This window comes from gamma proteobacterium symbiont of Axiagastus rosmarus, assembly GCF_059730925.1.
In genome coordinates this window covers 4075931-4102306 of sequence record NZ_AP035925.1, presented here as the reverse complement: position 1 = coordinate 4102306, position 26376 = coordinate 4075931, and the positions used below count along the sequence as shown (strand labels likewise).

23 protein-coding genes are annotated in these 26376 nt (G+C 57.3%); 13 read left to right on the top strand and 10 right to left on the bottom strand.

The genetic code is table 11. From position 1 onward, the window contains the following. The first annotated feature begins 67 nt into the window (after positions 1-67). From AC6I8F_RS19320 to spfP, 5 genes are all read left to right on the top strand, one after another. The gene (locus tag AC6I8F_RS19320) at positions 68-343 is read left to right on the top strand and encodes a YihD family protein (protein WP_021313943.1); all 276 of its coding nucleotides are present in this window, start codon (positions 68-70) and stop codon (positions 341-343) included. A gap of 46 nt (positions 344-389) precedes the next feature. Next, a complete protein-coding gene (locus tag AC6I8F_RS19315; RefSeq protein ID WP_241798956.1) occupies positions 390-1376 on the top strand; it encodes a serine/threonine protein kinase in 987 nt (328 codons plus the stop codon). A 26-nt stretch (positions 1377-1402) separates the two neighbouring features. After that, positions 1403-2032: a thiol:disulfide interchange protein DsbA gene (gene dsbA / locus AC6I8F_RS19310; RefSeq protein ID WP_498028366.1), complete on the top strand. Its 630-nt coding sequence runs from the start codon at positions 1403-1405 to the stop codon at positions 2030-2032. A 423-nt stretch (positions 2033-2455) separates the two neighbouring features. Further along, positions 2456-5245 carry a DNA polymerase I gene (gene polA, locus AC6I8F_RS19305; protein WP_059011683.1) on the top strand — a complete coding sequence of 930 codons (2790 nt, stop codon included), beginning with the start codon at positions 2456-2458 and terminating at the stop codon, positions 5243-5245. Positions 5246-5520: 275 nt separating this feature from the next. Further along, positions 5521-5568: a small protein SpfP gene (gene spfP, locus AC6I8F_RS19300; RefSeq protein WP_071892919.1), complete on the top strand. Its 48-nt coding sequence runs from the start codon at positions 5521-5523 to the stop codon at positions 5566-5568. A gap of 87 nt (positions 5569-5655) precedes the next feature. On the opposite strand, the gene yihA is transcribed toward spfP, so the two are convergent. Next, the gene (yihA, locus tag AC6I8F_RS19295; RefSeq protein ID WP_031279643.1) at positions 5656-6297 is read right to left on the bottom strand and encodes a ribosome biogenesis GTP-binding protein YihA/YsxC; all 642 of its coding nucleotides are present in this window, start codon (positions 6295-6297) and stop codon (positions 5656-5658) included. Between the two features lie 555 nt (positions 6298-6852). On the opposite strand from yihA, the gene yihI reads away from it, so the two are divergent. After that, the gene (yihI, locus tag AC6I8F_RS19290; protein WP_058770999.1) at positions 6853-7371 is read left to right on the top strand and encodes a Der GTPase-activating protein YihI; all 519 of its coding nucleotides are present in this window, start codon (positions 6853-6855) and stop codon (positions 7369-7371) included. A 237-nt stretch (positions 7372-7608) separates the two neighbouring features. Continuing rightward, positions 7609-8982, top strand: coding sequence for an oxygen-independent coproporphyrinogen III oxidase (gene hemN / locus AC6I8F_RS19285; RefSeq protein ID WP_498028365.1), 1374 nt, complete (start codon positions 7609-7611; stop codon positions 8980-8982). Positions 8983-9011: 29 nt separating this feature from the next. Here the strand turns inward: hemN and AC6I8F_RS19280 are convergent, their stop codons facing one another. The 4 genes from AC6I8F_RS19280 to glnA form a co-directional block, all read right to left on the bottom strand. Continuing rightward, positions 9012-9137 (bottom strand): YshB family small membrane protein, encoded by a 126-nt coding sequence (locus AC6I8F_RS19280; RefSeq protein ID WP_021507120.1) that lies wholly within the window; start codon positions 9135-9137, stop codon positions 9012-9014. Between the two features lie 106 nt (positions 9138-9243). Further along, a complete protein-coding gene (glnG, locus tag AC6I8F_RS19275) occupies positions 9244-10653 on the bottom strand; it encodes a nitrogen regulation protein NR(I) (protein ID WP_031279642.1) in 1410 nt (469 codons plus the stop codon). 7 nt (positions 10654-10660) lie between these two features. Continuing rightward, positions 10661-11710: a nitrogen regulation protein NR(II) gene (glnL, locus tag AC6I8F_RS19270; protein ID WP_021507118.1), complete on the bottom strand. Its 1050-nt coding sequence runs from the start codon at positions 11708-11710 to the stop codon at positions 10661-10663. Between the two features lie 198 nt (positions 11711-11908). After that, positions 11909-13318: a glutamate--ammonia ligase gene (gene glnA, locus AC6I8F_RS19265; RefSeq protein ID WP_031279641.1), complete on the bottom strand. Its 1410-nt coding sequence runs from the start codon at positions 13316-13318 to the stop codon at positions 11909-11911. 440 nt (positions 13319-13758) lie between these two features. On the opposite strand from glnA, the gene typA reads away from it, so the two are divergent. The 5 genes from typA to fabY all read left to right on the top strand — a co-directional run bounded on the left by typA (position 13759) and on the right by fabY (position 18673). Beyond that, positions 13759-15579, top strand: a complete 1821-nt coding sequence (gene typA, locus AC6I8F_RS19260; RefSeq protein WP_058771001.1) for a ribosome-dependent GTPase TypA — start codon at positions 13759-13761, stop codon at positions 15577-15579. A gap of 183 nt (positions 15580-15762) precedes the next feature. Beyond that, positions 15763-16359: a glucose-1-phosphatase gene (gene yihX / locus AC6I8F_RS19255; protein WP_021507115.1), complete on the top strand. Its 597-nt coding sequence runs from the start codon at positions 15763-15765 to the stop codon at positions 16357-16359. A 6-nt stretch (positions 16360-16365) separates the two neighbouring features. Further along, positions 16366-17232: a virulence factor BrkB family protein gene (locus tag AC6I8F_RS19250; RefSeq protein ID WP_021507114.1), complete on the top strand. Its 867-nt coding sequence runs from the start codon at positions 16366-16368 to the stop codon at positions 17230-17232. Then, a complete protein-coding gene (gene dtd, locus AC6I8F_RS19245) occupies positions 17229-17666 on the top strand; it encodes a D-aminoacyl-tRNA deacylase (protein ID WP_021507113.1) in 438 nt (145 codons plus the stop codon). The genes AC6I8F_RS19250 and dtd overlap by 4 nt, the downstream gene beginning before the upstream one ends. Before the next feature lie 59 nt (positions 17667-17725). Next, the gene (gene fabY, locus AC6I8F_RS19240) at positions 17726-18673 is read left to right on the top strand and encodes a fatty acid biosynthesis protein FabY (RefSeq protein WP_021507112.1); all 948 of its coding nucleotides are present in this window, start codon (positions 17726-17728) and stop codon (positions 18671-18673) included. 162 nt (positions 18674-18835) lie between these two features. Here fabY and AC6I8F_RS19235 read toward each other — a convergent pair whose 3' ends face one another. From AC6I8F_RS19235 to AC6I8F_RS19225, 3 genes are all read right to left on the bottom strand, one after another. Further along, positions 18836-20515, bottom strand: a complete 1680-nt coding sequence (locus AC6I8F_RS19235; protein ID WP_058759453.1) for an AsmA family protein — start codon at positions 20513-20515, stop codon at positions 18836-18838. A 122-nt stretch (positions 20516-20637) separates the two neighbouring features. Further along, on the bottom strand, positions 20638-22026 hold the full coding sequence (locus AC6I8F_RS19230; RefSeq protein ID WP_104189288.1) for a nucleobase:cation symporter-2 family protein: 1389 nt from the start codon (positions 22024-22026) through the stop codon (positions 20638-20640). Between the two features lie 90 nt (positions 22027-22116). Continuing rightward, positions 22117-23052: a quinone oxidoreductase family protein gene (locus AC6I8F_RS19225; protein WP_215800506.1), complete on the bottom strand. Its 936-nt coding sequence runs from the start codon at positions 23050-23052 to the stop codon at positions 22117-22119. 69 nt (positions 23053-23121) lie between these two features. On the opposite strand from AC6I8F_RS19225, the gene AC6I8F_RS19220 reads away from it, so the two are divergent. Then, on the top strand, positions 23122-23607 hold the full coding sequence (locus AC6I8F_RS19220) for a MarR family winged helix-turn-helix transcriptional regulator (RefSeq protein WP_498028364.1): 486 nt from the start codon (positions 23122-23124) through the stop codon (positions 23605-23607). Here the strand turns inward: AC6I8F_RS19220 and recG are convergent. Beyond that, positions 23604-25682, bottom strand: coding sequence for an ATP-dependent DNA helicase RecG (gene recG, locus AC6I8F_RS19215; RefSeq protein ID WP_498028363.1), 2079 nt, complete (start codon positions 25680-25682; stop codon positions 23604-23606). The two genes, AC6I8F_RS19220 and recG, sit on opposite strands and share 4 nt — an antisense overlap. Then, positions 25679-26374, bottom strand: a complete 696-nt coding sequence (gene trmH / locus AC6I8F_RS19210) for a tRNA (guanosine(18)-2'-O)-methyltransferase TrmH (protein ID WP_498028362.1) — start codon at positions 26372-26374, stop codon at positions 25679-25681. The genes recG and trmH overlap by 4 nt, the downstream gene beginning before the upstream one ends. Between the last annotated feature and the right edge of the window lie 2 nt (positions 26375-26376).

Genomic DNA, 26376 nt, shown 5'->3' with positions numbered 1-26376 from the left:
GTCTCCCTGTTTATTCTGGACGATACTTAACTCGCGGTAGCGAACCACCTGCGCAAAGGAATCAATGATGAAATATCACCGACTCAATGAACTGCTCGAACTGCTGCAGCCTGCCTGGCAGCAAGAACCCGATCTCAACCTGCTGGCATTTTTACAAAAACTGGCGCAGGAATCAGGTTTCAGTGGCCCATTAAGTGAATTAAGCGATGACGTATTGATTTACCATCTCAAAATGCGTGATGCCGGTAGTCAGGCTGTGATTCCGGGTCTGAAGAAAGATTATGAAGTGGACTTCAAAAGCGCGCTATTACGTGCGCGCGGTGTGATCAAGGATGATGAGTAGTGTTATCCTTGCGCGTTCAACGCACAGGTAACACACAGGCACAATGATGAGCGAAGCCGCTTTTAATTTTCAGACGCTGAATCCCGACGTCATCCTCGATGCGCTCTGGGATGCCGGTCTGCGGGTCGAGTCCGGCTTAACCGCCCTGAACAGCTACGAAAACCGCGTCTATCAGTTCAGCGATGAGGATAAGCGACGCTATGTCGCTAAGTTCTATCGTCCGCAACGCTGGAGCGCCGCGCAGATCGCTGAAGAGCATCGCTTTGCTCAGGATCTGCTGGACGATGAAGTGCCGGTTGCCGCGCCGCTGGCGCTGCAGGGCAATACGCTCAATCAGCACGCTGGCTTTATGTTCGCGGTGTTTCCCAGCCTCGGTGGCCGGCAGTATGAAACTGACAATGAAGAGCAGATGGAATGGGTGGGACGTTTCCTTGGCCGTATCCATCAAACCGGACGCCACAGCCCGTTCCGCCAGCGGCCCACTCTGGGCCTGCAGGAGTATGTGGTTGAGCCACGTCTGCAGCTGGAACAGAGCGCGCTGGTGCCCGCCTCGCTGAAGGATGCGCTACTGAATGCGTTAGATAAACTCAGCGCCACGCTGCAGCAGAGCTGGCACAGCCAGTGGCAACCGCTCCGGCTGCACGGTGACTGCCATCCCGGCAATATTCTGTGGTGCGATGGGCCGATGTTTGTCGATCTCGATGACGCGCGCACCGGTCCGGCTGTGCAGGATTTGTGGATGCTGGTGAACGGCAGCCGTCAGGAGCAATTGATCCAGTGGGATATTTTGCTGGAAGCGTATAACGAATTCGGTGATTTCGATTTACACGAATTGACACTGATTGAGTCTTTACGCGCCATGCGCATGGTTTATTATCTGGCCTGGGTGGTACGCCGCTGGCAGGATCCCGCTTTTCCGCGCGCCTTCCCCTGGATGACCGATGAGGACTTCTGGCGCCGGCAGATTGCACTATTTATCGAGCAGGAAAGGCTGTTACACGAACCGCCGTTACAGCTTAGCCCGCAATTTTAATGAAGTACTCAGGAGATGTTCTCACGATGAAAAAGATTTGGTTTGCGCTGGTAGGTTTGATGCTGGCATTTAGCGCCTCAGCGGCACAGTTCAACGACGGCAAACAGTACGTTACGCTGCCAAAACCGGTCGCCGGTGAGCCGCAGGTTATGGAATTCTTCTCCTTCTTCTGCCCGCACTGCTACCAGTTTGAACGCATTTACCACGTCAGCGATGCGGTGAGAAAGAATCTGCCAGCGGATACCAAAGTGACCAAATATCACGTTGATTTCCTCGGCGGCGACTTCGGTCCGGTGGTCACGCATGCGTGGGCAGTGGCAATGGCGCTGGGTGTGGAAGATAAAGTGACCGCACCGATTTTCGATGGCATCCAGAAGACCCAGACCATTACCGACGCAGCCAGCCTGAAAGAAACCTTTATTAAAGCAGCGGGTATTACCTCTGAAGATTACGATGCAGCGTGGAACAGCTTCGCCGTGAAGGCGCTGGTTGCACAGCAGCAGAAAGCGGCTTCGGATGTTAATCTGCAGGGCGTACCGGCGATTTTCGTTGACGGCAAATACATGGTTAACAACGGCGGCCTGGACACCAGCTCAATGGATAACTTCGTGGCGGATTATGCCAACGTCGTGAAATTCCTGGTTGAGAAAAAGTAATTAAGCGCTGAAAACGCGATGGCTTATGCTGTAGCGGCGCGGTTATCACCCGCCGCTACAGTGAAACCAACCCACACCACATCCTTAATTCACGAAGCCATACATCCCTTACCGCCAGCGTTTTTTGATTACCCTTTCGCTTAATATCCACATAGACGATCGCCTTTTTAAAAAGGTGTTTCGTATCACGGCAAGATTATAACTGACTGATTGTAAAAACATTTTAATCGTAAAATGATTGCAATTAACGTAAATAACAATACGTTATGAATTTTACGCACAAAGTTATCCACAAGATGATCCTTGCGATCCGCGCCGCGTAACCGCGAAAAAGATCCTCACTTTCTGCTGTTACTTCAACATTGTTCGCTGGTTGTGGCATCCTTATAACCCTGATTATCGCAACGAAGAAAATACAAACCTATGGCGCAAATTGCAGAAAATCCCCTGATTCTGGTAGATGGCTCTTCCTACCTCTACCGTGCATATCATGCCTTTCCGCCGCTGACCAACAGTGCGGGTGAGCCAACCGGCGCCATGTATGGTGTGCTCAACATGCTGAAAAGCCTGCTGATGCAGTATCAACCCAGCCATGTGGCTGTGGTCTTCGATGCCAAAGGCAAAACGTTCCGCGATGAGCTGTTTGAAAATTACAAATCGCATCGTCCACCGATGCCGGACGATTTACGCGCGCAAATCGCGCCGCTGCATGAGATGGTAAAAGCCATGGGGCTGCCGCTGCTGGCGGTGTCCGGCGTGGAAGCCGATGACGTGATTGGCACGCTGGCGCTGGAAGCGGAAAAGCAGGGGCGTGCGGTGCTGATCAGCACCGGCGATAAAGATATGGCGCAGCTGGTGACGCCGGGCATTACCCTGATTAACACCATGACTAACACCGTGCTCGGTCCGGAAGAAGTCGAGCAGAAATACGGTGTGCCGCCTTCGCTGATTATCGATTTCCTCGCCATGATGGGCGACAGCTCGGACAACATCCCGGGCGTTCCGGGCGTGGGCGAGAAAACCGCACAGGCGCTGCTGCAGGGGCTGGGCGGCATGCAATCCATCTACGACAACCTTGATAAAGTGGCCGGGCTCTCCTTCCGTGGAGCAAAAACCATGGCGGCGAAGCTGGAGCAGAATCGCGATGTGGCGTTTCTCTCCTACCAGCTGGCGACCATCAAAACCGATGTGGAACTGGAGCTGGCCTGCGAGCAACTGACGGTTAACGAGCCTGATGTTGAAGCATTGCAGACGCTGTTCAGCCGCTATGAGTTCAAACGCTGGCTAGCCGATCTGCAGGAAGGAAAATGGCTGCAGGGTAAAAAGAGTAATAGCCAGGCGCAGAAATCGCTGCCGGATGAACCCGTCGTGGCCGCAGCGGAAACGGTCAGCGTGCTGTCATCCGACGGCTATGTCACCATCCTCGACGAGGCGACCTTTGCCGACTGGCTGAAAAAACTGCAAAGCGCCGACGTGTTTGCTTTTGACCTGGAAACCGATTCGCTGGATACCCTGAGCGCCAATATTGTCGGCATTGCCTTCGCCGTGGCACCGGGCGAGGCCGCTTACCTGCCGGTGGCGCATGACTATCTTGACGCGCCACCGCAGCTGGATCGCGCCGCGGTGCTGAAGCAGCTGAAACCGCTGCTGGAGGACAGTAAAGCAGCGAAGGTCGGGCAGAACCTGAAGTACGATCGTGGCGTACTGAAAAATTACGATATTGAGCTGAACGGCATCAAATTCGACACCATGCTGGAGTCTTACTGCCTGAACAGCGTCGGCGGCAAGCATGACATGGACAGCCTGGCGGCCCGCTGGCTTAACCACAAAACCGTCACTTTCGAAGAAATCGCCGGTAAAGGTAAAAATCAGCTCACCTTCAATCAGATCGCGCTTGAGCAGGCGGCGCACTATGCGGCAGAAGACGCTGACGTCACGCTGCAGCTGCACCTGCAAATGTGGCCGAAGCTGGAGCAGGAAGCTGGTCCAAAGCAGGTATTCGAGGCGATTGAGATGCCGCTGGTGACGGTCATTTCCCGCGTAGAGCGCAACGGTGTGCTGATCGATCAGAACATCCTCGCGAAACATTCGCAGGAGCTGACCACGCGTCTGGCCGAGCTGGAGCAGAAGGCGCATGAGCTGGCCGGCGAGCCTTTCAACCTCTCTTCCACCAAACAGCTGCAAACCATTCTGTTTGAGAAGCAGGGGATTAAGCCGACGAAGAAAACGCCGGGCGGCGCGCCATCGACCAGTGAAGAAGTGCTGGCTGAGCTGGCGCTCGACTATCCGCTGCCGAAAGTGATTCTTGAGCATCGCGGCCTGTCGAAGCTGAAATCCACTTACACCGATAAGCTGCCGCAGATGATCAATCCGATCACCGGCCGGGTACACACCTCTTATCACCAGGCGGTGACGGCCACCGGACGACTCTCCTCGACCGACCCGAACCTGCAAAACATTCCGGTGCGCAACGAAGAAGGACGGCGCATCCGTCAGGCGTTTATTGCGGGCGCGGATAAGCGCATCGTGGCTGCCGACTATTCGCAGATTGAGCTGCGAATTATGGCGCACCTGTCGCAGGACAAAGGCCTGCTGGATGCGTTTGCGCAGGGTGAGGATATCCACCGCGCCACGGCGTCCGAAGTGTTTGGTGTGGCGCTGAGCAAGGTTTCCGGTGAGCAGCGCCGCAGTGCGAAAGCGATTAACTTCGGACTGATTTATGGCATGAGCGCATTTGGTTTGTCGCGTCAGCTGAACATTGGTGCCGGCGAAGCGAAGAAGTACATGGATCTCTACTTTGAGCGCTATCCGGGCGTGCTGCGTTATATGGAAGCGACGCGCGCGCAAGCCGCGGATAAGGGATACGTCGAGACGCTGGATGGTCGTCGTCTGTGGCTGCCGGACATCAACTCCAGCAATGCTATTCGCCGTAAAGCCGCCGAACGAGCAGCGATCAACGCACCGATGCAGGGCACCGCGGCGGACATCATCAAACGTGCCATGATCGCCGTTGACGGCTGGCTGCTGCAGCAGAACAGTGACGAGGTGAAAATGATCATGCAGGTACACGATGAACTGGTATTTGAGATCCACAAAGATGCCGTCGCAGGTGCCAGCCAGACGATCCGCGAACTGATGGAGAACAGCATGAAGCTGGATGTACCGCTGCAGGTTGAAGTGGGAACGGGTGATAACTGGGATCAGGCGCACTAAGGGCCCGCTGCCCGCCGCAGATGCAGGCGGCGGGTAACGTCATAAGAAAAAAGTTTACTTAATCGGTTCAGCCGGTCATCAAAACTGCCGGTAAAATACAGGTTAAGTAACTGCTTATCGGCTAAGCATTTTTTTGGTAATTAAACTACATGCCCTGCGCGAAAATGTGACGAAGCTGGTAAAAAAGATGTCGAATTCTGAAACTTAACAACAAAAAACCCTTTGTTGGTCAGAAAAAATCGGGTAAAGTTCATCGCGTAGGGTACAGAGGTAAGATGTTCTATCTTTCAGACCTTTTACTTCACGTAATCGGATTTGGCTGAATATTAGCCGCCCCAGTCATTTATGACTGGGGCGTTTTTTATTGGGCTTTTTCTGAAAAAAAGCGGACGCAAAGGTCCGCTCAGGCGCTACTCTGACAGCGCTTCACCGTCGCCTTCCTGCGCCGGAGTCAGCTCGCTAAACCAGGTATCAAGTTTCTGACGCAGCTTATCGACGCCCAGTTTTTTCAGCGATGAGAACATCTCGACCTGGACATCGCCCATAAATGCCAGCGATGCCTCACGCACCATGTTCAGCTGCGCTTTACGGGCACCGGAAGCCAGCTTGTCGGCTTTAGTCAGCAGAATCATAACCGGGATACCGCTCTGCACCGCCCACTCAACCATTTGCTGATCGAGATCTTTAAGCGGATGGCGGATATCCATCAGTACCACCAGTCCTTTCAGGGCCTGACGTTTCTGCAAATATTCACCCAGCGCGCGCTGCCATTTACGCTTCATCTCTTCCGGGACTTCCGCATAACCGTAACCCGGTAAATCCACCAGGCGTTTGCCTTCCACCACTTCAAACAGGTTAATCAGCTGCGTGCGGCCTGGTGTTTTACTGGTACGCGCCAGGCTTTTCTGGTTGGTCAGGGTATTCAGCGCGCTGGATTTGCCTGCATTTGAGCGCCCGGCAAAGGCAACTTCAATGCCCGTATCCGCCGGTAGATGACGAATATCCGGCGCGCTGAGCATGAAATGGGTGACGTGATAGTTCAAAGCAGACAATGTAAAACTCCAGCAGAATGATCGGGCAATGGCGCTGATTATACCTGTTATGGCGCAAAAGTGCCCGACAGGCGTCTTAACGCGCCATTTTGTAAGAGATCGCCGCTAACTGCTACCAGTGATGACGGATTCATGCAACATTCATTCTTTATAATATTGTTTATTTTCAATGTATTATGTTAAGCATGAAAAAGACCGCTCTAAATTAGAGACAAGTCTCACTTGTTCAATTTACTGTTTGGTCTACATTTGTTGTCAGTGCACGGCAGCACCCATCAGGATGATGAGCTCAGGAGCGTCGGGGATGACCGCGAGCATGGCAGGAGAGCGATTCAGGCAGGAATCGGACAGGGACAGGGATTACTCGCAGGAGCGATGTGGCGATGGAGCAACCGGGACGTTGTGAGCCGTAAAGGATTTGACGCGTGTTTCCTTCGTATGAAGGTGCGAAATAAGGCGATAGCACAGGCTATCGCCTTTTTTCTTTGTCATCTTTCTGCTAGATTTCGCCGCAATTCTATACTGAACTCACCAGGCATCGCCGAGACCGAATACATGAAGCAACCTGCACCAGCCCAGCGTGGCAAACCTGCTGCTAAAGCGAAACGCAAATCGCGTGAAGAACTGAACCAGGAAGCCCGCGATCGCAAGCGCGATAAAAAGCACAGCGGCCACAAATCCGGCAGCCGCGCCAACCCGGAAACGCAAAGCGCCGGTAAAGGGCACAGCAAAAAGAGCGCCGATCCGCGCGTGGGCAGCAAAAAGCCAGTCGCGCTGGTGGCGGACGGCAAAACCCTGCCCGAAAAGAAAGTGGCGAAGCCAAAACCCAAAGCCGAAAAAGTGCGCCTGACGCCGCAGGAAGAGCTGGCCAAGCTGGAGAACGATGAGCGTCTCGACACGCTGCTCGATCGCCTTGAGAGCGGCGAAACCCTGAGCGCAGAAGATCAGGCGTGGCTGGATGAGACGCTGGATCGCATTGACGAGCTGATGGAAACGCTGGGCATTGCGCTGGACGACGACGCAGAAGACGAGCAGGCAGAAGAGGATATGATGCGCCTGCTTAAGGGCCACTAACCGCCATTTTTGATCGGCATGCGGCTTTGCGCATGCCGCGCTAAACAGGTATTCACCTATGTTTTGGCCTGGATCAATTTTAGCGCTGCTGCTGACATGTTATCTGCTGTGGTTATTGTTTAAACTACGCCGCCTGTCGCGGCTGAAATCGCGCTTACGGCGGCGTTCCGCCCAGCGCTTCGTCTCCTCTTCTGCCACGCGACCCGCCTTCAGACGACGTCACCGTAAGGAGTGAGCATGTCATCGCAGCAGATTGAGTGGGATCAGCGGCTCATCGAAAAATACAATTACGCCGGTCCGCGTTACACTTCCTATCCCACCGCGCTGGAATTCAGTGAAAGCTTTGGCGCGAGCGATTTTCAGCGCGCGGTTGAGCGCTATCCCGAGCGCGCGCTGTCGCTGTATGTGCATATCCCGTTCTGCCATCGTCTGTGTTACTTCTGCGGCTGCAATAAAATCGTGACGCGCCAGCTGCACAAGGCCGATCGCTATCTGGAGGTACTGGCGCAGGAAATTCGTCAACGCGCTCCGCTGTTTGCCGGCCGTCGCGTTACGCAGCTGCACTGGGGCGGCGGCACGCCCACCTTCCTTAATCAGCAGCAGGTCAGCCGGCTGGTGGCGCTGCTGCGCAGCCATTTCGACATCGCTGACGATGTGGAGATGTCGATCGAAGTCGATCCGCGTGAAATTGAGCTGGAGATGATCGATCATCTGCGCGCAGAGGGCTTCAATCGCCTGAGTATGGGCGTGCAGGATTTCAACAAGGCGGTGCAGGAGCGGGTCAACCGCGTTCAGGATGAAGAGACCATTTTCGCCCTGGTGCAGCGTGCCCGCGCGCAGGGGTTCCGCTCAGTCAGTCTGGATTTAATCTACGGCCTGCCGCTGCAGACGCCAGAGAGCTTTGCCTTTACGCTGCAGCGGGTGATTGCGCTCAATCCGGATCGCCTCAGCGTCTTCAACTATGCGCACATGCCTGCGCTGTTTGCCGCTCAGCGCAAAATCAAAGATGAGGAGCTGCCGACGGCGGCGCAGAAGCTGCAAATCCTGCAGCAAACCATCGCGACGCTGACCGATGCGGGATACCAGTTTATTGGCATGGACCATTTTGCCAAACCGGATGATGAACTGGCGGTGGCGCAGCGCGCCGGCGTACTGCATCGCAATTTCCAGGGTTATACCACGCAGGGCGAAACCGAACTGCTCGGACTGGGGGTTTCGGCCATCAGCATGCTGGGCGACAGCTATGCGCAGAATCAGAAAGAGTTAAAAGCCTGGTATGCCAGCGTTGAGCCGCAGGGCCATGCGCTGTGGCGCGGTTTAACCCTGAGCGAGGATGATTGTCTGCGGCGGGATGTGATTAAAGCGCTGATCTGTAACTTTGCGCTGGATTTTGCCGACATCGAAGCCCGGTGGCCAGTGGTGTTTGAACGCTATTTTGCTGAGGATTTAGCGCTGCTGGCGCCGCTGGTGGCCGACGGCTTGCTTGAGATCGGTGAGCGCCGGCTGCAGGTCACCGGCATTGGCCGTCTGCTGATTCGCAACATCTGCATGTGCTTTGACCGCTATCTGCGGCAGAAAGCGCGCATGCAGCAATTTTCGCGGGTAATTTAAGCATAAAGGGAGCCAGCGCTCCCTTTATGTTAACTGAACAGACTGACGCTGATGGCGCAGACCACGGCGGCCAGCGCGGTTTGCGGTGAGTGAGTCACAGCATTACCGATTGCCGCCACGTTATGCGCGATCAGCTGGATGACAGATTGCAACATGTTAGCCTCTCCCGATTGCCGCCCGTATGATACTGAACGGCACCGGTCTGTACAGATGTTACGCGCAGAAAGTGTGCAATAAATAACCCTTTTACACTTTTCCGCGTTATTCCATGCCCAGTTCTTTCAGTTTACGCGTGAGCGTATTGCGGCCCCAGCCCAGTAAACGTGCCGCTTCCTGCTTGTGGCCCTGCGTATGACGCAGCGCAGTGGTCAGCAGCGTACGCTCCATCTCCGGCTGTGCTTCTGACAGCAGGTTTTGATGACCGGAACGCAGCGCGCGGTCTGCCCACTGCGCCAGCAGCGTTGCCCAGCTGTCCGGCAGCGACTGCACCGGATTTTCCGGCGTACTCGACTCAAACAGCTCCGGCGGCAGATCCTGAATCAGCACTTCCTGGCCCGCGGCCATCACCGTCAGCCAGCGGCAGGTGTTCTCCAGCTGGCGCACGTTACCCGACCAGTGCAGTCGCGTCAGCGCGGCTTCAGTCTCCGGATGCAGAATTTTCGCTTCTACGCCCAGCTCACGCGCTGCGACCTGCAGGAAGTACCGCGCCAGACGCGGAATATCCTCGCGACGTTCACGCAGCGGCGGCAGATGCACGCGAATCACGTTGAGGCGATGGAACAGGTCCTCACGGAACTTGCCCTCCTGCACGCGCAGCTCCAGATTCTGGTGGGTAGCGGCGATGATGCGCACATCCACTTTGACCGGCGCATAGCCACCAACACGATAGAACTGGCCATCAGCCAGCACGCGCAGCAGGCGCGTCTGTACATCAAGCGGCATATCGCCGATTTCGTCGAGAAACAGCGTGCCGCCGTCGGCCTGCTCAAAGCGGCCCTGACGAATCTGGTTCGCGCCGGTAAACGCGCCTTTCTCGTGGCCAAACAGCTCCGATTCGATCAAATCCTTCGGGATCGCCGCCATATTCAGCGCGATAAACGGGGATTTGGCGCGCGGGCTGTGGCGATGCAGCGCATGCGCGACCAGCTCTTTACCGGTACCGGACTCGCCGTTGATCAGCACGCTGATCGACGAACGCGACAGGCGCCCGATGATGCGGAAGACATCCTGCATCGCCGGCGCTTCGCCGATGATGTCGGTGGTCGGGCCGCTTACCGGCTGATTGCGCGGCTGCTGCTGCTCCTGATAGTGACTGATGGCACGCTCTACCAGCGCGACCGCTTCATCAATATCAAACGGCTTAGGCAGGTAATCAAACGCGCCCTGCTGATAAGCGCTGACCGCCGCGTCGAGGTCCGAATGCGCGGTCATAATGATGACCGGCAGCATCGGATGACGCTGTTTGATCTGCTTCAGCAGCGCCAGACCATCCATGCCTGGCATACGAATATCCGACAATAATACGTCCGGGGTTTTGGTCGAGAGCGCATCCAGCACCTCGTTGCCGCTGTCAAAGGTGGCGCAGCTTAAACCGGCTCCAGTGAGCGCACGTTCAAGCACCCAGCGGATGGAGCTATCGTCATCGACGATCCAGACTATCCCTCGTTGCATAGAAACCTCACTGGCGAATAGGCAGGTAAACCGAGAATTCGGTGTGGCCTGGCCAACTGTTAAATTCAATTTTTCCCGAATGCTGATCGATCAGGCTGCGGGCGATAGAGAGACCTAAACCGGTGCCGCCTTCGCGTCCGCTGACCATCGGATAGAACAGCGTATCCTGCAGCTGGGCCGGAATGCCCGGGCCATCATCTTCAATGTCGATACGCGCCACCAGCCGGTAACGCGTGCCGTGTAACGTCAGCTGAAACGCGGTACGGGTACGGATGACAATGGTGCCGCCCGCTTCGCCCAGCGCCTGCAGCGCGTTACGCACCACGTTGAGCAGCACCTGCTCAATCTGGTCCGGGTCGTGCGGCAGCTCCGGCAGGCTGGGGTCATAATCACGCACCAGCGAGACGTTTTCCGGCAGCTCCATCGACACCAGGTTAACCACACGTTCAGCCACCTGATGGATGCTCTGGGTCACGTGCAGTCCGGGCTGCTGCGGACCCAGCAGGCGGTCGACCAGGTTACGCAGCCGGTCGGCCTGCTCAATAATCACTTTGGTATATTCATTCAGCGCCGGATCGGGCAGGGCGCGCGATAACAGCTGTGCCGCGCCGCGCAATCCGCCGAGCGGGTTTTTAATTTCGTGCGCCAGGCCGCGTACCAGATCGCGCGCGGCAACCTGCTGGGCGTGCTGAATTTGCTCCTGGCTGAGACGACGCTGATTATCCATCGGCGCCATTTCCAGCAGAATAAATCCGTCGGGTAGACGCTGTGCCGTGAGCGACATAATGTGCGCGCGGCCATCCACCACTAACGTGACTTCGCTATCGGTAAAGCCCTGGCCTGCCCCTAAACTCTCGCTCATTACCTCAATGTTCAGCGAAAAATAGCCGGTAAGTTCCGGTAAGGGCGTGCCGAACAATTTTCGTGAGCTTTGCGCCAGTAATTGCTGGGCCGCCGGGTTGGCGTAGTGGATAACCAGATCGTTATCGACCAGCAAAATACTGTTGATCAGGGAGTTGAGAATCTGCCCCGCGTCGGGCAGCGTGCCAGTTGCCATACAGCGTTCCTCTGCACTAAATTAGTGCATTATAGCCTTTGGGGACGCAAATCTATTCGTCGAACGATGAATTCGCGGTGAAAAAAGCCCATCCGGAGATGGGCTAAAGTTTCCACGGCAACAAAAAATCTTCAGCGCCAGGATTAGCACCGTCGCGGCGTTGGCGGCTACGGTGCATCTGCGCGAATCTTTTAAGGATTAAACGCTGTAGTACAGTTCGAACTCAACCGGGTGCGGCGTCATGCGAACGCGGTCGTTGTCGGCTTTACGCAGTTCGATGTAAGCATCGATAGCGTCGTCGGTGAACACGCCGCCACGGGTCAGGAACTCGCGGTCTTCATTCAGTGCATTCAGCGCTTCTTCCAGCGAACCGGCCACTTTTGGAATCTCAGCTTCTTCTTCCGGCGGCAGGTCGTACAGGTTTTTGTCCATCGCATCGCCAGGGTGGATCTTGTTGATCACGCCGTCGAGGCCGGCCATCAGCAGTGCGGTGAACGCCAGGTATGGGTTAGCCGCTGGATCCGGGAAGCGCGCTTCGATACGACGTGCTTTCGGGCTGGCCACTACCGGAATACGGATAGACGCAGAACGGTTACGCGCTGAGTAAGCCAGCATTACCGGTGCTTCGTAGCCTGGGACCAGACGCTTGTATGAGTTGGTGGTCGGGTTAGCCAGGGCGTTGATGGCTTTTGCGTGCTTGATGATACCGCCGATGTAGAACAGGGCAGTTTCAGACAGGCCGCCGTATTTGTCGCCAGAGAACAGGTTTACGCCGCCTTTAGACAGTGACATGTGGCAGTGCATACCGGAACCGTTGTCGCCAAACATTGGCTTCGGCATAAAGGTAGCCGTTTTGCCGTAGGCGTGCGCGACGTTGTGCACGACATATTTGTAGATCTGAATTTCGTCAGCTTTCTTGGTCATGGTGTTGAAGCGGGTAGCCACTTCGTTCTGACCAGCAGTAGCCACTTCGTGGTGATGCGCTTCTACCACCAGACCCATCTGCTCCATGGTCAGACACATGGCAGAACGGATGTCCTGTGATGAGTCAACCGGTGGCACCGGGAAGTAGCCGCCTTTCAGACCTGGACGGTGACCTTTGTTACCGCCTTCGTACTCTTTACCGGTGTTCCAGGCTGCTTCGATGTCGTCGATAGCCACGTGTGAGCCGGAAGTTGAAGAGCCGAAACGGATGTCGTCAAACAGGAAGAACTCTGGCTCAGGTCCGAACAGTACGGTGTCGGCGATGCCGGAAGAACGCAGGAACTCTTCTGCGCGCTTGGCAATGGAGCGCGGGTCGCGATCGTAGCCCTGCAGCGTGCCTGGCTCGAGAATGTCACAGCGGATGATGAGCGTCGGATCTTCGAAGAACGGATCCATTACGGCAGTTGTTGCATCCGGCATCAGCACCATGTCTGATTCGTTAATGCCTTTCCAGCCGCCGATGGAAGAGCCATCGAACATTTTGCCTTCTTCGAAGAAGTCAGCGTTAACCTGGTGAGCAGGGATAGTAACGTGCTGTTCTTTACCTTTGGTATCGGTAAAACGCAGGTCAACAAACTTAACTTCGTGCTCGTTCATCATCGAGAGAACGTGTTCAGCGGACATACTCAACTCTCCTGGAAATGGTCATTTTGTCGTCGTGGTGAGAGAACTTCTGTTGCCGGGAATGTGTCACGACTACTGACCACCCCTGACCAAGATCTCGGCAAGCTCTTCAACCGTTGTGCAACTGTCGTTTTCGCTTAAAAGATATAAAGCGAATTCTGTGCCAACTTTATTACAATGGTGAAAATGGCGCTGTAATGCGCCCTGCGGTGAGACGACGGCTGCACCAGCGTGGATGGAATGCACCAAAATAGTGCCGTCAGTTTAGGGGTAAGCACTTAAATGGTGCAAAGCGCCATCAAAGTGCAGCTTAATGCACCGTAATTGGTGCTAAAAACGCGCACTGCGAGAATCTTTCGGCGAAAACTGTGATCATGTTCAGTCTTTCGCTTAATCCGTGTACAATACCGCGTTATTTCTATAATGCCTGAGGCAAAGCTGTGATCGAAAATTTGCGTAACATCGCCATCATCGCGCACGTTGACCATGGTAAGACCACCCTGGTTGACAAACTGCTGCAACAGTCCGGTACTTTTGATGCCCGTACCGAAGCGACTGAGCGCGTGATGGACTCCAACGATTTGGAGAAAGAGCGTGGGATTACCATCCTCGCGAAAAACACCGCCATCAAATGGAACGACTACCGTATCAACATCGTTGATACCCCGGGACACGCCGACTTCGGTGGTGAAGTTGAGCGCGTCATGTCCATGGTGGATTCGGTGCTGCTGGTTGTAGACGCGATGGATGGCCCTATGCCGCAAACCCGCTTCGTAACCAAGAAAGCCTTTGCCCACGGTTTGAAGCCGATTGTAGTCATCAACAAAGTTGACCGTCCTGGTGCGCGTCCGGACTGGGTTGTGGACCAGGTATTTGACCTGTTCGTTAACCTCGACGCGACTGACGAGCAGCTCGATTTCCCGATCATTTATGCGTCTGCGCTGAATGGTATCGCCGGTCTGGATCACACCGACATGGCTGACGACATGACCCCGCTGTATCAGGCCATCGTCGACCACGTTTCTCCACCGCAGGTTGAAGTTGAAGCCCCACTGCAGATGCAGATCTCGCAGCTGGACTACAACAACTACCTCGGCGTAATCGGTATCGGCCGCATCAAGCGCGGTAAAGTGAAGCCAAACCAGCAGGTTACTGTAATCGACAGCGAAGGGAAAACCCGTAACGCGAAAGTCGGTAAAGTGCTGGGCCATCTGGGTCTGGAGCGTATTGAATCCGATCTGGCTGAAGCGGGCGACATCATCGCTATTACTGGTCTGGGCGAGCTGAACATCTCCGACACCATCTGCGACACGCAGAATGTGGAAGCGCTGCCAGCGCTGAGCGTGGATGAGCCAACCGTAACCATGTTCTTCAACGTCAACACCTCACCGTTCTGTGGTAAAGAAGGTAAGTTTGTGACGTCGCGTCAGATCCTTGAGCGTCTGAACAAAGAGCTGGTGCACAACGTAGCGCTGCGCGTAGAAGAAACCGAAGATGCTGATGCATTCCGCGTATCCGGTCGTGGTGAGCTGCACCTGTCAGTTCTGATCGAGAACATGCGTCGTGAAGGCTACGAGCTGGCGGTATCCCGTCCGAAAGTTATCTACCGTGAATTCGAAGGCCGCAAGCAGGAGCCATTCGAAAACGTTACCCTCGACATCGAAGAGACCCACCAGGGTTCAGTGATGCAGGCGATGGGTGAGCGTAAAGGCGACCTGAAAAACATGGATCCGGATGGTAAAGGCCGCGTACGTCTCGACTACGTGATCCCAAGCCGTGGTCTGATCGGCTTCCGTAACGAATTCATGACTATGACTTCCGGTACCGGTCTGCTGTACTCCACCTTCAGCCACTACGACGACGTGCGTCCGGGCGAAGTGGGCCAGCGTCAGAACGGCGTGCTGATCTCCAACGGTCAGGGTAAAGCGGTTGCCTTCGCCCTGTTCGGCCTGCAGGATCGCGGTAAGCTGTTCCTCGGTCACGGTGCGGAAGTGTATGAAGGCCAGATCATCGGTATTCACAGCCGTTCTAACGACCTGACCGTAAACTGCCTGACCGGTAAGAAACTGACCAACATGCGTGCGTCAGGTACTGACGAAGCGACCACCCTGGTACCACCGCAGAAAATGACGCTGGAGCAGGCTATCGAGTTCATCGATGATGACGAACTGGTAGAAGTGACGCCGCAGTCAGTACGTATTCGTAAACGCCACCTGACCGAGAACGATCGCAAACGCGCGTCTCGCGGCAGCAAAGAGTAAGCGAAATCGTCTGATAATAAGCCTCGCACCCGCGGGGCTTTTTTTTGCCTGCCGTCTGAGGCAGCGCGACCCGCACGAAATCAGACCCCGCTTGCGGAATGCGGATTTCCCCTAAGCGTACCTGTTCAGGCTTGCCTTTTACCGCTAGAGTGAATGATCCAGGGAACGTAGAGGAGAGGTGTCATGCTGTACATCTTTGATTTAGGCAATGTGATTGTTGATATCGATTTCAATCGGGTACTCGGCGTCTGGAGCGATCTGGGACGCGTGCCGCTTGCCACGCTGCAGAGCCGTTTTCGCATGGACGAGACCTTCGAGCAGCACGAGCGGGGCGAAATCAGCGACCCCGAGTTTGCCGCGCGGCTGTGTGACCAGCTCGATATTGCCCTGAGCTATCCGCAGTTCACCGCTGGCTGGCAGGCGGTGTTTGTCGGCGTGCGTCCGGAAACGCTGGCGATCATGAACCAGCTGCGCGCCAGCGGCGAGCGCGTGGTGATTCTGTCTAACACCAACCAGCTGCATTTCGAGTTCTGGCCAACGCAGTATCCGGAAGTGCAGCAGGCTGCCGACCACATCTATATGTCGCAGGATATCGGCATGCGCAAACCGGAAGCGCGCATCTGGCACTACGTACTGGAGCATGAAGGCTTCACCGCCGATCAGGCGGTATTCTTTGATGACAACCAGGCCAATGTTGATGCGGCGCGCGCGCTGGGCATTGAGAGCGTGCTGGTCGAAGATGCGAAAACCGTGCCTGACTGGTTTGCGAGCCGTCGCTGAGTGACCATGCGAACTCATCTGCGCCACTCGGCGCATGCGTTTTTCCTGTGGATTAAACTGCTGTGGCGCCGCATCGATGAAGACAACATGACTACGCAGGCCGGTAACCTCGCCTACGTGTCACTGCTGGCGCTGGTGCCGCTGATTGCCGTGGTATTCGCGCTGTTTGCCGCCTTCCCGGTGTTCTCGGACATCAGCGTGCAGCTGAAGAACTTCATCTTCACTAACTTCATGCCGGCCGCCGGGGATGTGATTCAGCGCTATCTCGATCAGTTTGTCGCCAACGTTAACAAAATGACGGCAGTGGGGGCGGTCGGGCTGATAGTCACTGCGCTGCTGCTGATGCACTCGGTCGACAGCGCGCTCAACGCCATCTGGCGCAGCGACAAGCCGCGCCCGATGGTCTACTCCTTTGCGGTCTACTGGATGATCCTGACGCTGGGACCGCTGCTGGCCGGTGCCAGTCTGGCTATCAGCTCTTATCTGCTGTCGCTGCGCTGGGTGAACGTGACCGGCGTCACCAGCCTGATCGATCAGGCGCTGCGCATCTTCCCGCTGGTTTTGTCGATTCTCGCCTTCTGGCTGCTGTACAGCATTGTGCCGACGCGGCGCGTGCCGGGACGCGATGCGTTGATAGGTGCGGTGGTCGCGGGTCTGCTGTTCGAGCTGGGCAAAAAAGGCTTCGCGCTCTATGTTACGATGTTTCCTTCGTATCAGTTAATTTACGGCGTGCTGGCGGTGATCCCCATCCTGTTTCTGTGGGTTTACTGGACCTGGTGTATTGTGTTGTTAGGCGCGGAAGTGACCGTCACGCTGGATGACTATCGCCAGTTAAAACAGCAGGAACGCGATAAAGAACGAGAGGAAACATGATTGCTTTGATTCAGCGTGTGACGCGCGCCAGCGTCAGCGTGGATAACGCCACGGTGGGCGAAATTGGTGCCGGTCTGCTGGTGCTGCTGGGGGTAGAAAAGGGCGATGACGAGCAGAAATCACAGCGCCTGGCGGAGAAAGTGCTGGGCTACCGCATTTTTGGCGATGAGAACGACAAAATGAATCTCAGCGTACAGCAGACAGGCGGTAGCGTGCTGGTGGTTTCGCAATTCACCCTGGCGGCCGACACGCAAAAAGGCATGCGTCCCTCTTTCTCTGGCGGCGCGCATCCGGCGGAAGCCGAGCGTCTCTATCACGACTTCAGCGATCGCTGCCGGGCGCTGGGCGTCACCACCGCCAACGGGCGCTTCGCCGCCAATATGCAGGTTTCGCTGATTAACGATGGTCCGGTGACCTTCTGGTTACAGGTGTGAGATTTTTAGCCGAGCGGCAAGGGATCAGCCACGCAAGCTCCGAACGAGAGAATCACTTTATGTATCATCTTCGCGTACCGCAAACGGCGGAAGAGCTGGATATGTATTACCAGTTCCGCTGGGAAATGTTACGGAAGCCGCTGCGCCAGCCGCAGGGCTCAGAACGTGATGCCTGGGATGCGCTGGCGCATCACCAGATGGTGGTGGATGAGCACGGCAAACCGGTAGCGGTAGGCCGGCTGTATATCAATGCGGAAAATGAAGCGGCGATCCGCTTTCTGGCGGTGCACCCGTCGGTGCAGGGCAAAGGGCTGGGTACGCTGGTGGCGATGACGCTGGAGTCGGTGGCGCGCCAGGAAGGGGCCAAACGCGTCACCTGTAGCGCGCGCGAGGATGCGGTGGAGTTCTTTGCCAAGCTGGGCTTTGTTAATCAGGGCGAAATTACCGCACCGCAAACCACGCCGGTGCGTCACTTCCTGATGATTAAACCGGTGGTGACGCTGGATGATATTCTGCATCGCGCCGACTGGTGTGGACAGCTGCAGCAGGCGTGGTACGAACACATCCCGCTGAGCGAAAAGATGGGCGTGCGCATTCTGCAGTATACCGGGCAGAAGTTTGTTACCACCATGCCGGAAGCCGGCAACCAGAACCCGCACCACACGCTGTTTGCCGGCAGCCTGTTTTCACTCGCCACGCTTACCGGCTGGGGATTGATCTGGCTGCTGCTGCGCGAACGCCATCTCGGCGGCACCATCATTCTGGCCGATGCACATATTCGCTATAGCAAACCCATCAGCGGACGGCCCGGCGCCATCGCCGATCTCGGCTCGCTGAGCGGCGATCTCGACCGGCTGGCGCGCGGACGAAAAGCACGCGTACAGATGGAGGTGGAGCTGTTTGGGGATGATGAGCTGGGCGCGGTGTTTGAAGGTGTTTACATCGTGTTACCCGCCGATCCCGACGGACCGCTGGAAGAGGGCGGTTCAGGCGCGCGTATTAATTAACCACGCAGCGCGCAGCCACAAAATTAATCCGATCACCCCGGTGCGCATGAATGCGCACCCTGGAAAAACGGTGCATTGATTTTGTAGGGTCGCCATTAATGGCGACCAAAAAAGCGCAACTGACCCGCATCGCGCTTTTCAGCGCGATCGGTCATGCAATCATCACTGCACCTGTCCGCCACGCATCGTCTGCTGCAGCGACTGCGTATCCGTCGTCACCGACAAACTGCCTTCTGCGCTGGTACGCAACGGGGCGCCCGCGCTAAGCGAGCCCTTCAGCTGCAGCTGCAAATTACTGCTGCCGCTCAGCGGCAGCGCAGGCCAGCCCCAGTTTTGCAGCACGTTTGCCGGTACCGCCTGGCCTTTCAGGTTCAGTGTAAACGGACGCTGTGCTTCCTGTCCTGCGGTTGCCGTGCCTTCCAGTAATCCGCTACCGTTGAAGGCGCTCATCTCGCTGACCTCAATCTGCCGATCGCTGGCGTTCAGGCTAATCGACGGATGGCGCAAATCGGTGCGGTTAAAGGTGGCTTCCGCCGCGTTAAAGCTGGCTTTGCCCGCCCAGATGCCCCATTGATGCTGGCGCGCCAGCAGCAGATTCTCTGCATTACCGTCGAGCGCGGTCATCTGGAACGGGAAGGCCGGATTGATATCAATCACCAGGTTACGGTTAGCGGTCGCACGCTTCACCAGCACGCTATCCAGCCAGCCCGGCAGCGTCTGCTGCCAGCGATCGCGCCAGTTTTGCGGCAGCGTGTATTCCAGGCCGGCAATGGCTAAATCGTCAAGCGTCAGGCGCTTATCGCTGCGCGTCCAGCTGCCGCTGGCGCGAATCACGCCGTTGACCCAGCGGGAGCTGAACTGCGTCAGCTGAATGCCCTGCGGTGAGAATTCGGCGTTGACGATCGGATCGTTGAGTTCAAAGCTGCCGTTAATAAAGTTGCCGGCGTTCATGGCCAGCGAACCGTCGTCGCTCTGCCAGTCATCGCCGCGCAGCGTAATGTTCTTCAGGGTCAGATCGAGATCGGTCACCGCCCAGTCCGGGCCCTGCAGGCGCGCATCGGTCATATCCAGCCGGTTGATGCTCACCGAAGGCACGTCACGCAGCGGACTGAGGAACTCGCTCAGGCTCTGTTGGGTTTGCAGACGAATATCGTTAAGACGCAGCTGGTTGATTTGCCAGTTACCCTGCGCGTCGCGCTCGGCCCGTCCGGTCATTGAGCCGCGCGCCAGATCGGCGCCGATATTGCTCAGCACCAGCCGGCGTTTGGCGATATTGCCCTGCAGCAGCACGTTGTTACCGGCGACGCCGTCCAGCGTCATGGCACCTGCGCTCATCTGGAACTGCGCATCGCTGCCCAGCATATCGTCAGGCGTGGGCTTCCACGGCACAATGCCGCCGTTGACCCGCTGCGCCGCCAGCGGCAGGGCGCTGTGCGGGCTTTCGATCTGCACGTTATTGAGCTGCAGCCGGTTGGCCTGAATCGGCAGCGTGGTTTGTGGTGACTGGTTAGCGAGGTTGATGTCGCCGTCGCGCACTTCAATGCTGTCGAAATGCAGCGGATCGCTGAACTGCACCAGTGCCAGTCCGAGATCGACGCGCTTCGCCACCAGTACCGCCGGCTGGCCGTCGTGGCCGAAGCTGAAGTCATCCAGGATGATGTGGGAAGGCGAGGAGAAGTTGTGCTCAATCTTACTCAGCGACAAATGCCAGGCGGTTTTATCGCTTACCCAACGGCTAAACCAGCCTGCGCCCCACTGGGTTTGCAGCAGCACATAGAGAACCACCAGCGCCAGCAGAATCAGCAGTAACAAGGTAAGGAAAAACTTGCCTAAAAATTTCATCGCATCCATCCATCCCGATATTTATCCGGTGAGTGGTTGTTATGCCTGAATTACCGTTACAGCTCAACAGCCTGGATGAAAAAGCGGATAAATAACAGGCAGGCCGTAGCCTGCCAGCAGCATTACTTTTCCTGCGGAAAGACGAGGTTAAGCACGATAGCGGTGATACCCCCGGCGGCGATGCCGGATGACAGCAGGGTTTTCAGCCAGTCCGGGGCAAATTGCAGAATCAGCGGCTGTTGCGATACGCCAAGGCCCACCGCCAGCGACAGCGCGATGATCATAATGGCGCGGCGATTGAGTGGTTCGCGCGACACGATGCGCACGCCAGAAGCGGCAATGGTACCAAACATCACGATGGTGGCACCGCCCAGTACCGGTTCCGGAATATGCTGCACAAAGCCGCTCACCGCCGGGAACAGGCCGAGTACGATCAGCATCAGCGCCACCACAAAGCCCACGTAGCGGCTGGCCACGCCGGTCAGCTGAATCACCCCGTTGTTCTGACCAAAGCAGGAGTTAGGGAAGGTGTTGAACAGCGCCGACACAAACGAGTTGAGACCATTGGCCAGCACGCCGCCTTTCAGGCGCTTCATATACAGCGGACCGCTGACCGGCTGTTCGGAGACATCGGAGGTGGCGGTAATATCGCCGATGGTTTCCAGCGAGGTCACCATAAACACCAGCATCAGCGGGATCAGCAGATTCCAGTCAAAACCCAGGCCGTAATAGAGCGGCGACGGCACGGCCAGCAGCCCCTGGTTGGTTGGTGCTGAGGTAGCGGGCAGCATATCCAGCGCCCAGGCCAGCGCATAACCCACTGCCATGGCGATCACCAGCGACGCGACGCGCAGATAAGGGTTGCGCTGGCGGTTGAGCAGGATGATGACCAGCAGCACGGCACCGGCCAGCAGCAGATTTTTCGGCGCCCCAAAGCTGTGATCGTTCATGGCGGCGAAGCCACCGCCAATCGAGGTCAGGCCGACCTGAATCAGCGACAGACCGATAATCATCACCACAATGCCGGACACCAGCGGCGTGATGATGCGCCGTGCGAGGTGCAGCACGCGTGACAGCAACATCTCGGTACAGGAGGCCACCATCAGGGTACCAAACAGCGCTGCCATCATGGTCGGCACATCGGCGCCGCCGTTTTTCAGCGCCATACCGCCCATGATCAGCGGCGTGACAAAGTTAAAGCTGGTGCCCTGAATCGACAGCAGGCCAGAACCCACCGGTCCCCAGGTTTTAATTTGCAGAATGGACGCCACGCCCGAAGCAAACAGCGACATGCTAATGATGTGCTGCGTGTCCTGCGCCGGTAAGCCGAGCGCCTGGCAGATCAGCAGTGCCGGGGTAATCACCGCCACAAACATCGCCAGCAGATGCTGGCAGGCAGCAAACAGCGTTTGCGGCAGCGGCGGACGATCTTCAAGACGGTAAATCAGTTCACTTTTGCTCTCGCCTGGCGCAGTGGCAGGCTGGCGGGATTCAGCAGTATTGACGGACATGGTGGCTTCTCAATAACAACAAAGGGGCGATTTTAAACGGTTGCGTTGTGAAAGCAATCGTTTGCAATGCCCCTTTTAGTTGCGATTGATCTAGAGCGTAAACACCGTGCGGCAGCGGCTGTCATCCTGCTGCCACGCCTGCTCTACCTCACTCAGCGGACGCTGCTGAAAAGCAATGGAGAAGTCACTTTCAGCGGCGGCGTTCAGCATCTCACCAATACAGGCGATCAGTTCGCTGTCAGAGACGCTGCCCAGTCCGCTGCCCATCAGCGTCAGCCCGGATGAGCGCAGCAGTTTACTGTGCAGTGCGATCTCCTGCCCGCTGAGCGACCCAATCTGCACGAAGCGCACCGTTTTCTCACCGCCGGCCACGGCCGCATGCATGATGTCGAGCGCACTCTGGCCCCACAGATAATCCAGCACCACATCAATGCCCTGCTGCATCAGCGCTGGCAGCGCGCCGGGCAGTTCATCCAGCGTCAGGATGATATCCGCGCCCTGCGTGCGCAGCTGCTCCAGCACCGCGCGGTTACGGCCGGTGGCGATGATTTTCCCGGCACCGAGGTGACGCGCAATGCGCACCGCCAGCCCGCCGGAGGTGCCGGTTGCGCCGTTGATCAGCACGGTTTCACCTGCCTGAAACTGCGCGCGACGCGTCAGTGCGGCCCACGAGGACATGCCGGGATTGGCGATTGCCGCAGCCAGCAGCGGATCAAGCGTCGGCGGCAGCGCAACCACCGCTGCAGCCGGCACCCGGGTCTGCTGCGCCATACTGCCCCACGGTGCGCTAAAGGCGAGAAAATAGACCGGATCGCCGTTGCTCAGCGTGCCGGTGCCATCAATACCGGCGATAAACGGATAGTGGCTACCGGCGCTGTAATGGGCGCCGGCGGCCCGCGCTTTCGCCAGCTGGCTGATGGCGGCGGCCTTCACCGTCACCACCACATGCTGTTCATCGGCCTGCGGTGGCGGGAAATCGCCCCATACCGGTTTCTCACCTGCGGCACTGACAATAGCTGCTTTCATGTTTCACCTTCAGTTCATCGGATAATATGTGTAATATGCACACATTAGGCCTGCTCTGGGATGACGTCAATGAAAAGCGTGCAAAATACACATAATAATACCGGCTTCGATGATTTGCACAACGCGCTGCTGATGATCGTCGGCACCTTTAATCGTCCGCAACGTGATGAATTACTGATAAAAGAGTCCGGTATCCAGCTGGATCGCGCCCTGTTTCCGCTGCTGATCCAGATTGGCCGCTTTGGTCCCCTCGGCGTGGTCGAGCTGGCCGATCGCGCCGGGCGCGATTACACCACCGTCAGCCGTCAGGTGGCGAAGCTGGAAGAGCTGGGGCTGGCGCAGCGGCAGAAAAATGCCAGAGACAAGCGGATCAATGAGGCGGTGATCACGGCGGCGGGAAAAGCGATGACGGATAAAATCGACGCGGCGCGCACCCAGATCTATCAGCAACTTTTCGCTGGCTGGCCAGCTGAAGAGCGTGCTGAGTTAACGCGCCTGTTACAGCGCTTTGTCGGGGATTTTATGGCAGTGGATCGACAGTCGCAGCTGGATTAAGCGTGGCTGTAGCGCTCGGTTTCCGGCAGCCAGCGCTCGATCAGCGCCTGAGCCTGTTCGGGATAATGCTGGTGGATATGGCGCGCCACGCGCTGAACTTCCGGAATCATGCTTTGATCGCGCAGTAAATCGGCAACTTTAAACTCGGCGTTGCCGGTCTGGCGCGTGCCGAGCAATTCACCCGGACCGCGAATCTCCAGATCGTGCTGGGCGATGACAAACCCGTCGTTGCTGTCGCGCAGCACCTGCAGGCGTTTCTGCGCGGTTTTACTCAGCGGCGCTTTATACAGCAGCACGCAGTGTGAGGCGACGGCACCGCGGCCAACGCGTCCGCGCAGCTGATGCAGCTGCGCCAGACCAAGCCGTTCCGGGTTTTCGATGATCATCAGGCTGGCGTTGGGCACATCCACGCCAACCTCAATCACCGTGGTGGCCACCAGCAGCTGGATTTCGTTGGCCTTGAACGCCGCCATCACCGCCTGCTTCTCCGCGGGCTTCATGCGCCCGTGTACCAGACCAACCTGCAGGTCCGGCAGCGCCACTTTCAGCTCCTGCCAGGTGGCTTCCGCCGCCTGCGCTTCCAGCACGTCGGATTCATCGATCAGCGTACACACCCAATAGGCCTGACGGCCCTCGTGGCAGGCGCTTTGCACCCGGCTGATGATGTCGCTGCGGCGGGTATCGGGAATTGCCACCGTGGTCACCGGCGTACGGCCCGGCGGCAGCTCGTCAATGGTTGAGGTATCGAGATCGGCGTAGGCCGTCATCGCCAGGGTGCGCGGAATCGGGGTGGCGGTCATGATCAGCTGATGCGGATGGAAACCCTGCTCTTCGCCTTTTTCCCACAGCGCCAGCCGCTGATGCACGCCGAAACGGTGCTGCTCATCAATGATCACCAGCGCCATGCCGTTGAACTTCACCTGTTCCTGGAACAGCGCATGCGTGCCCACCACCATCGCCACCTGACCGCTGGCAATCGCCTCCTGCTGCGCTTCGCGCGCTTTGCCTTTCTGCTTTCCGGCCAGCCAGCCAACCTCTACGCCAAGCGGCGCAAACCACTGGCGGAAATTACTGGCGTGCTGTTCAGCCAGCAGTTCGGTCGGCGCCATCAGCGCCACCTGTTTGCCGTGGGCGATCACATTCAGCGCCGCCAGCGCAGCCACCAGCGTTTTACCGGAGCCGACATCCCCCTGCACCAGGCGCATCATCGGGAAGTCGTGCGCCAGATCGCGCTCAATCTCTGCGACCACGCGCCGCTGCGCCGCGGTGGGCGAGAATGGCAGCGCGGCCAGCAGTTTATCCACCAGTTGGTGGCGTGCCGGCATGGGCAGGGCGTGATGGCGCTGCGCGCCGGCGCGTACCGCCAGCATGCTGAGATTGTGCGCCAGCAGCTCTTCGAGAATCAGACGCTTCTGCGCCGGATGACGGCCGGTTTCCAGCTCGCTCAGGCGCAGGTCCGGCGGCGGCCGGTGCAGGGTGCGCAGCGCCTCCGGCAGGCTGATCAAACCGCCGCTCAATTCCGGCGGCAGCAGCTCGGCAATCGGGCAGCTCTCCAGCAGCGTCAGCGCCTGATCGGTGAGATTGCGCAGCGTGGCCTGGCGAATCCCTTCGGTGGTGGGATAGACCGGCGTCAGGGTTTCCTGCAGCTCAACGCCACCCAGCTCGCCCTGGACGCGATACTCCGGATGAATGATTTCAGCGCCGCGCTGGCCGCGTTTGATCTCGCCATAAGCGGTAACGCGACGGCCCGGTGCCAGGCTGTTTTTCATGCCGGCGTTGAAGTTGAAGAAGCGCATCGTCAGCACGCCGCTGCCGTCGGTGATCTGGCATACCAGCATGCGACGGCGGCCAAAGGTGATTTCGCTGTGCAGCACTTCACCTTCCACCGTCGCCCAGATGCCGGGCAGCAGATCGTTAATTTTGTACAGCTGGGTGCGGTCTTCGTAGCGCAGCGGCAGGTGCAGCAGCAGATCCTGAATAGTAAACAGGCCGAGTTTCGCCAGTTTACCCGCCTGGCTGGCGCCGACGCCGGTCAGGGTACTGAGCGGAATGGCATCCAGCAGACGGCCTTTCATTTTTTACCCGTCGCTTGCATGGTGGACCACCAGGCGGCATCGGCTTCGACTTCGCCCTGCGCGTTGATGTGCGGATAGGGCAGGCATTTCTGCTTCGCTACGCGCGCCAGCACCGGATACCCGCCCTCAAACAGCAGGCGCTGCTGCTCATCCTCGTCCAGCAGGCTGTGCTGGCGGCGATACATGCCGGCGTTTTGCCGCTGGCGCTGGGCTTCATACAGAATCAGCGCGGAGGCCACGGAGACATTCAGCGACTGCACCATACCGACCATCGGAATGATGATATCGCGGTCGGCCAGCGCCAGCGCTTCAGCAGTGATGCCGGTTTTCTCCTGGCCCATCAAAATACAGGTCGGTTTGGTGTAATCGATCTCGCGGAAATCGACCGCTTTGTCAGACAGATGGGTCGCCAGCACCTGCATGCCGCGATCTTTCAGATGGCGCACCGCATCAGCAATGTGGCGATGGGTTTTCACCTTCACCCAACTGTTACTGCCCGCCGACGCGGACACCATGGTGCGCATACGCACGCTGGGCCATACCGCGTGCACTTCGTGGATGCCGACGGCGTCGGCGGTGCGGATCACCGCAGAGACATTGTGCGGCTTATGCACCTGCTCCATGCAGACGGTGAGATCGTGCTGGCGCATGGCCAGCATCTCCTGGATACGAGCAAAACGTTGAGCGTTCATGC

Excerpts from the sequence above, each read along its gene's own strand:
- AC6I8F_RS19320 (WP_021313943.1), top strand. The coding sequence starts at position 68 with ATGAAATATCACCGACTCAATGAACTGCTCGAACTGCTGCAGCCTGCC.
- AC6I8F_RS19315 (WP_241798956.1), top strand. The coding sequence starts at position 390 with ATGAGCGAAGCCGCTTTTAATTTTCAGACGCTGAATCCCGACGTCATC.
- dsbA (WP_498028366.1), top strand. The coding sequence starts at position 1,403 with ATGAAAAAGATTTGGTTTGCGCTGGTAGGTTTGATGCTGGCATTTAGC.
- polA (WP_059011683.1), top strand. The coding sequence starts at position 2,456 with ATGGCGCAAATTGCAGAAAATCCCCTGATTCTGGTAGATGGCTCTTCC.
- yihI (WP_058770999.1), top strand. The coding sequence starts at position 6,853 with ATGAAGCAACCTGCACCAGCCCAGCGTGGCAAACCTGCTGCTAAAGCG.
- hemN (WP_498028365.1), top strand. The coding sequence starts at position 7,609 with ATGTCATCGCAGCAGATTGAGTGGGATCAGCGGCTCATCGAAAAATAC.
- AC6I8F_RS19280 (WP_021507120.1), bottom strand. The coding sequence starts at position 9,137 with ATGTTGCAATCTGTCATCCAGCTGATCGCGCATAACGTGGCGGCAATC.
- glnG (WP_031279642.1), bottom strand. The coding sequence starts at position 10,653 with ATGCAACGAGGGATAGTCTGGATCGTCGATGACGATAGCTCCATCCGC.
- glnL (WP_021507118.1), bottom strand. The coding sequence starts at position 11,710 with ATGGCAACTGGCACGCTGCCCGACGCGGGGCAGATTCTCAACTCCCTG.
- glnA (WP_031279641.1), bottom strand. The coding sequence starts at position 13,318 with ATGTCCGCTGAACACGTTCTCTCGATGATGAACGAGCACGAAGTTAAG.
- yihX (WP_021507115.1), top strand. The coding sequence starts at position 15,763 with ATGCTGTACATCTTTGATTTAGGCAATGTGATTGTTGATATCGATTTC.
- AC6I8F_RS19250 (WP_021507114.1), top strand. The coding sequence starts at position 16,366 with ATGCGAACTCATCTGCGCCACTCGGCGCATGCGTTTTTCCTGTGGATT.
- dtd (WP_021507113.1), top strand. The coding sequence starts at position 17,229 with ATGATTGCTTTGATTCAGCGTGTGACGCGCGCCAGCGTCAGCGTGGAT.
- fabY (WP_021507112.1), top strand. The coding sequence starts at position 17,726 with ATGTATCATCTTCGCGTACCGCAAACGGCGGAAGAGCTGGATATGTAT.
- AC6I8F_RS19235 (WP_058759453.1), bottom strand. The coding sequence starts at position 20,515 with ATGAAATTTTTAGGCAAGTTTTTCCTTACCTTGTTACTGCTGATTCTG.
- AC6I8F_RS19230 (WP_104189288.1), bottom strand. The coding sequence starts at position 22,026 with ATGTCCGTCAATACTGCTGAATCCCGCCAGCCTGCCACTGCGCCAGGC.
- AC6I8F_RS19225 (WP_215800506.1), bottom strand. The coding sequence starts at position 23,052 with ATGAAAGCAGCTATTGTCAGTGCCGCAGGTGAGAAACCGGTATGGGGC.
- AC6I8F_RS19220 (WP_498028364.1), top strand. The coding sequence starts at position 23,122 with ATGAAAAGCGTGCAAAATACACATAATAATACCGGCTTCGATGATTTG.
- recG (WP_498028363.1), bottom strand. The coding sequence starts at position 25,682 with ATGAAAGGCCGTCTGCTGGATGCCATTCCGCTCAGTACCCTGACCGGC.
- trmH (WP_498028362.1), bottom strand. The coding sequence starts at position 26,374 with ATGAACGCTCAACGTTTTGCTCGTATCCAGGAGATGCTGGCCATGCGC.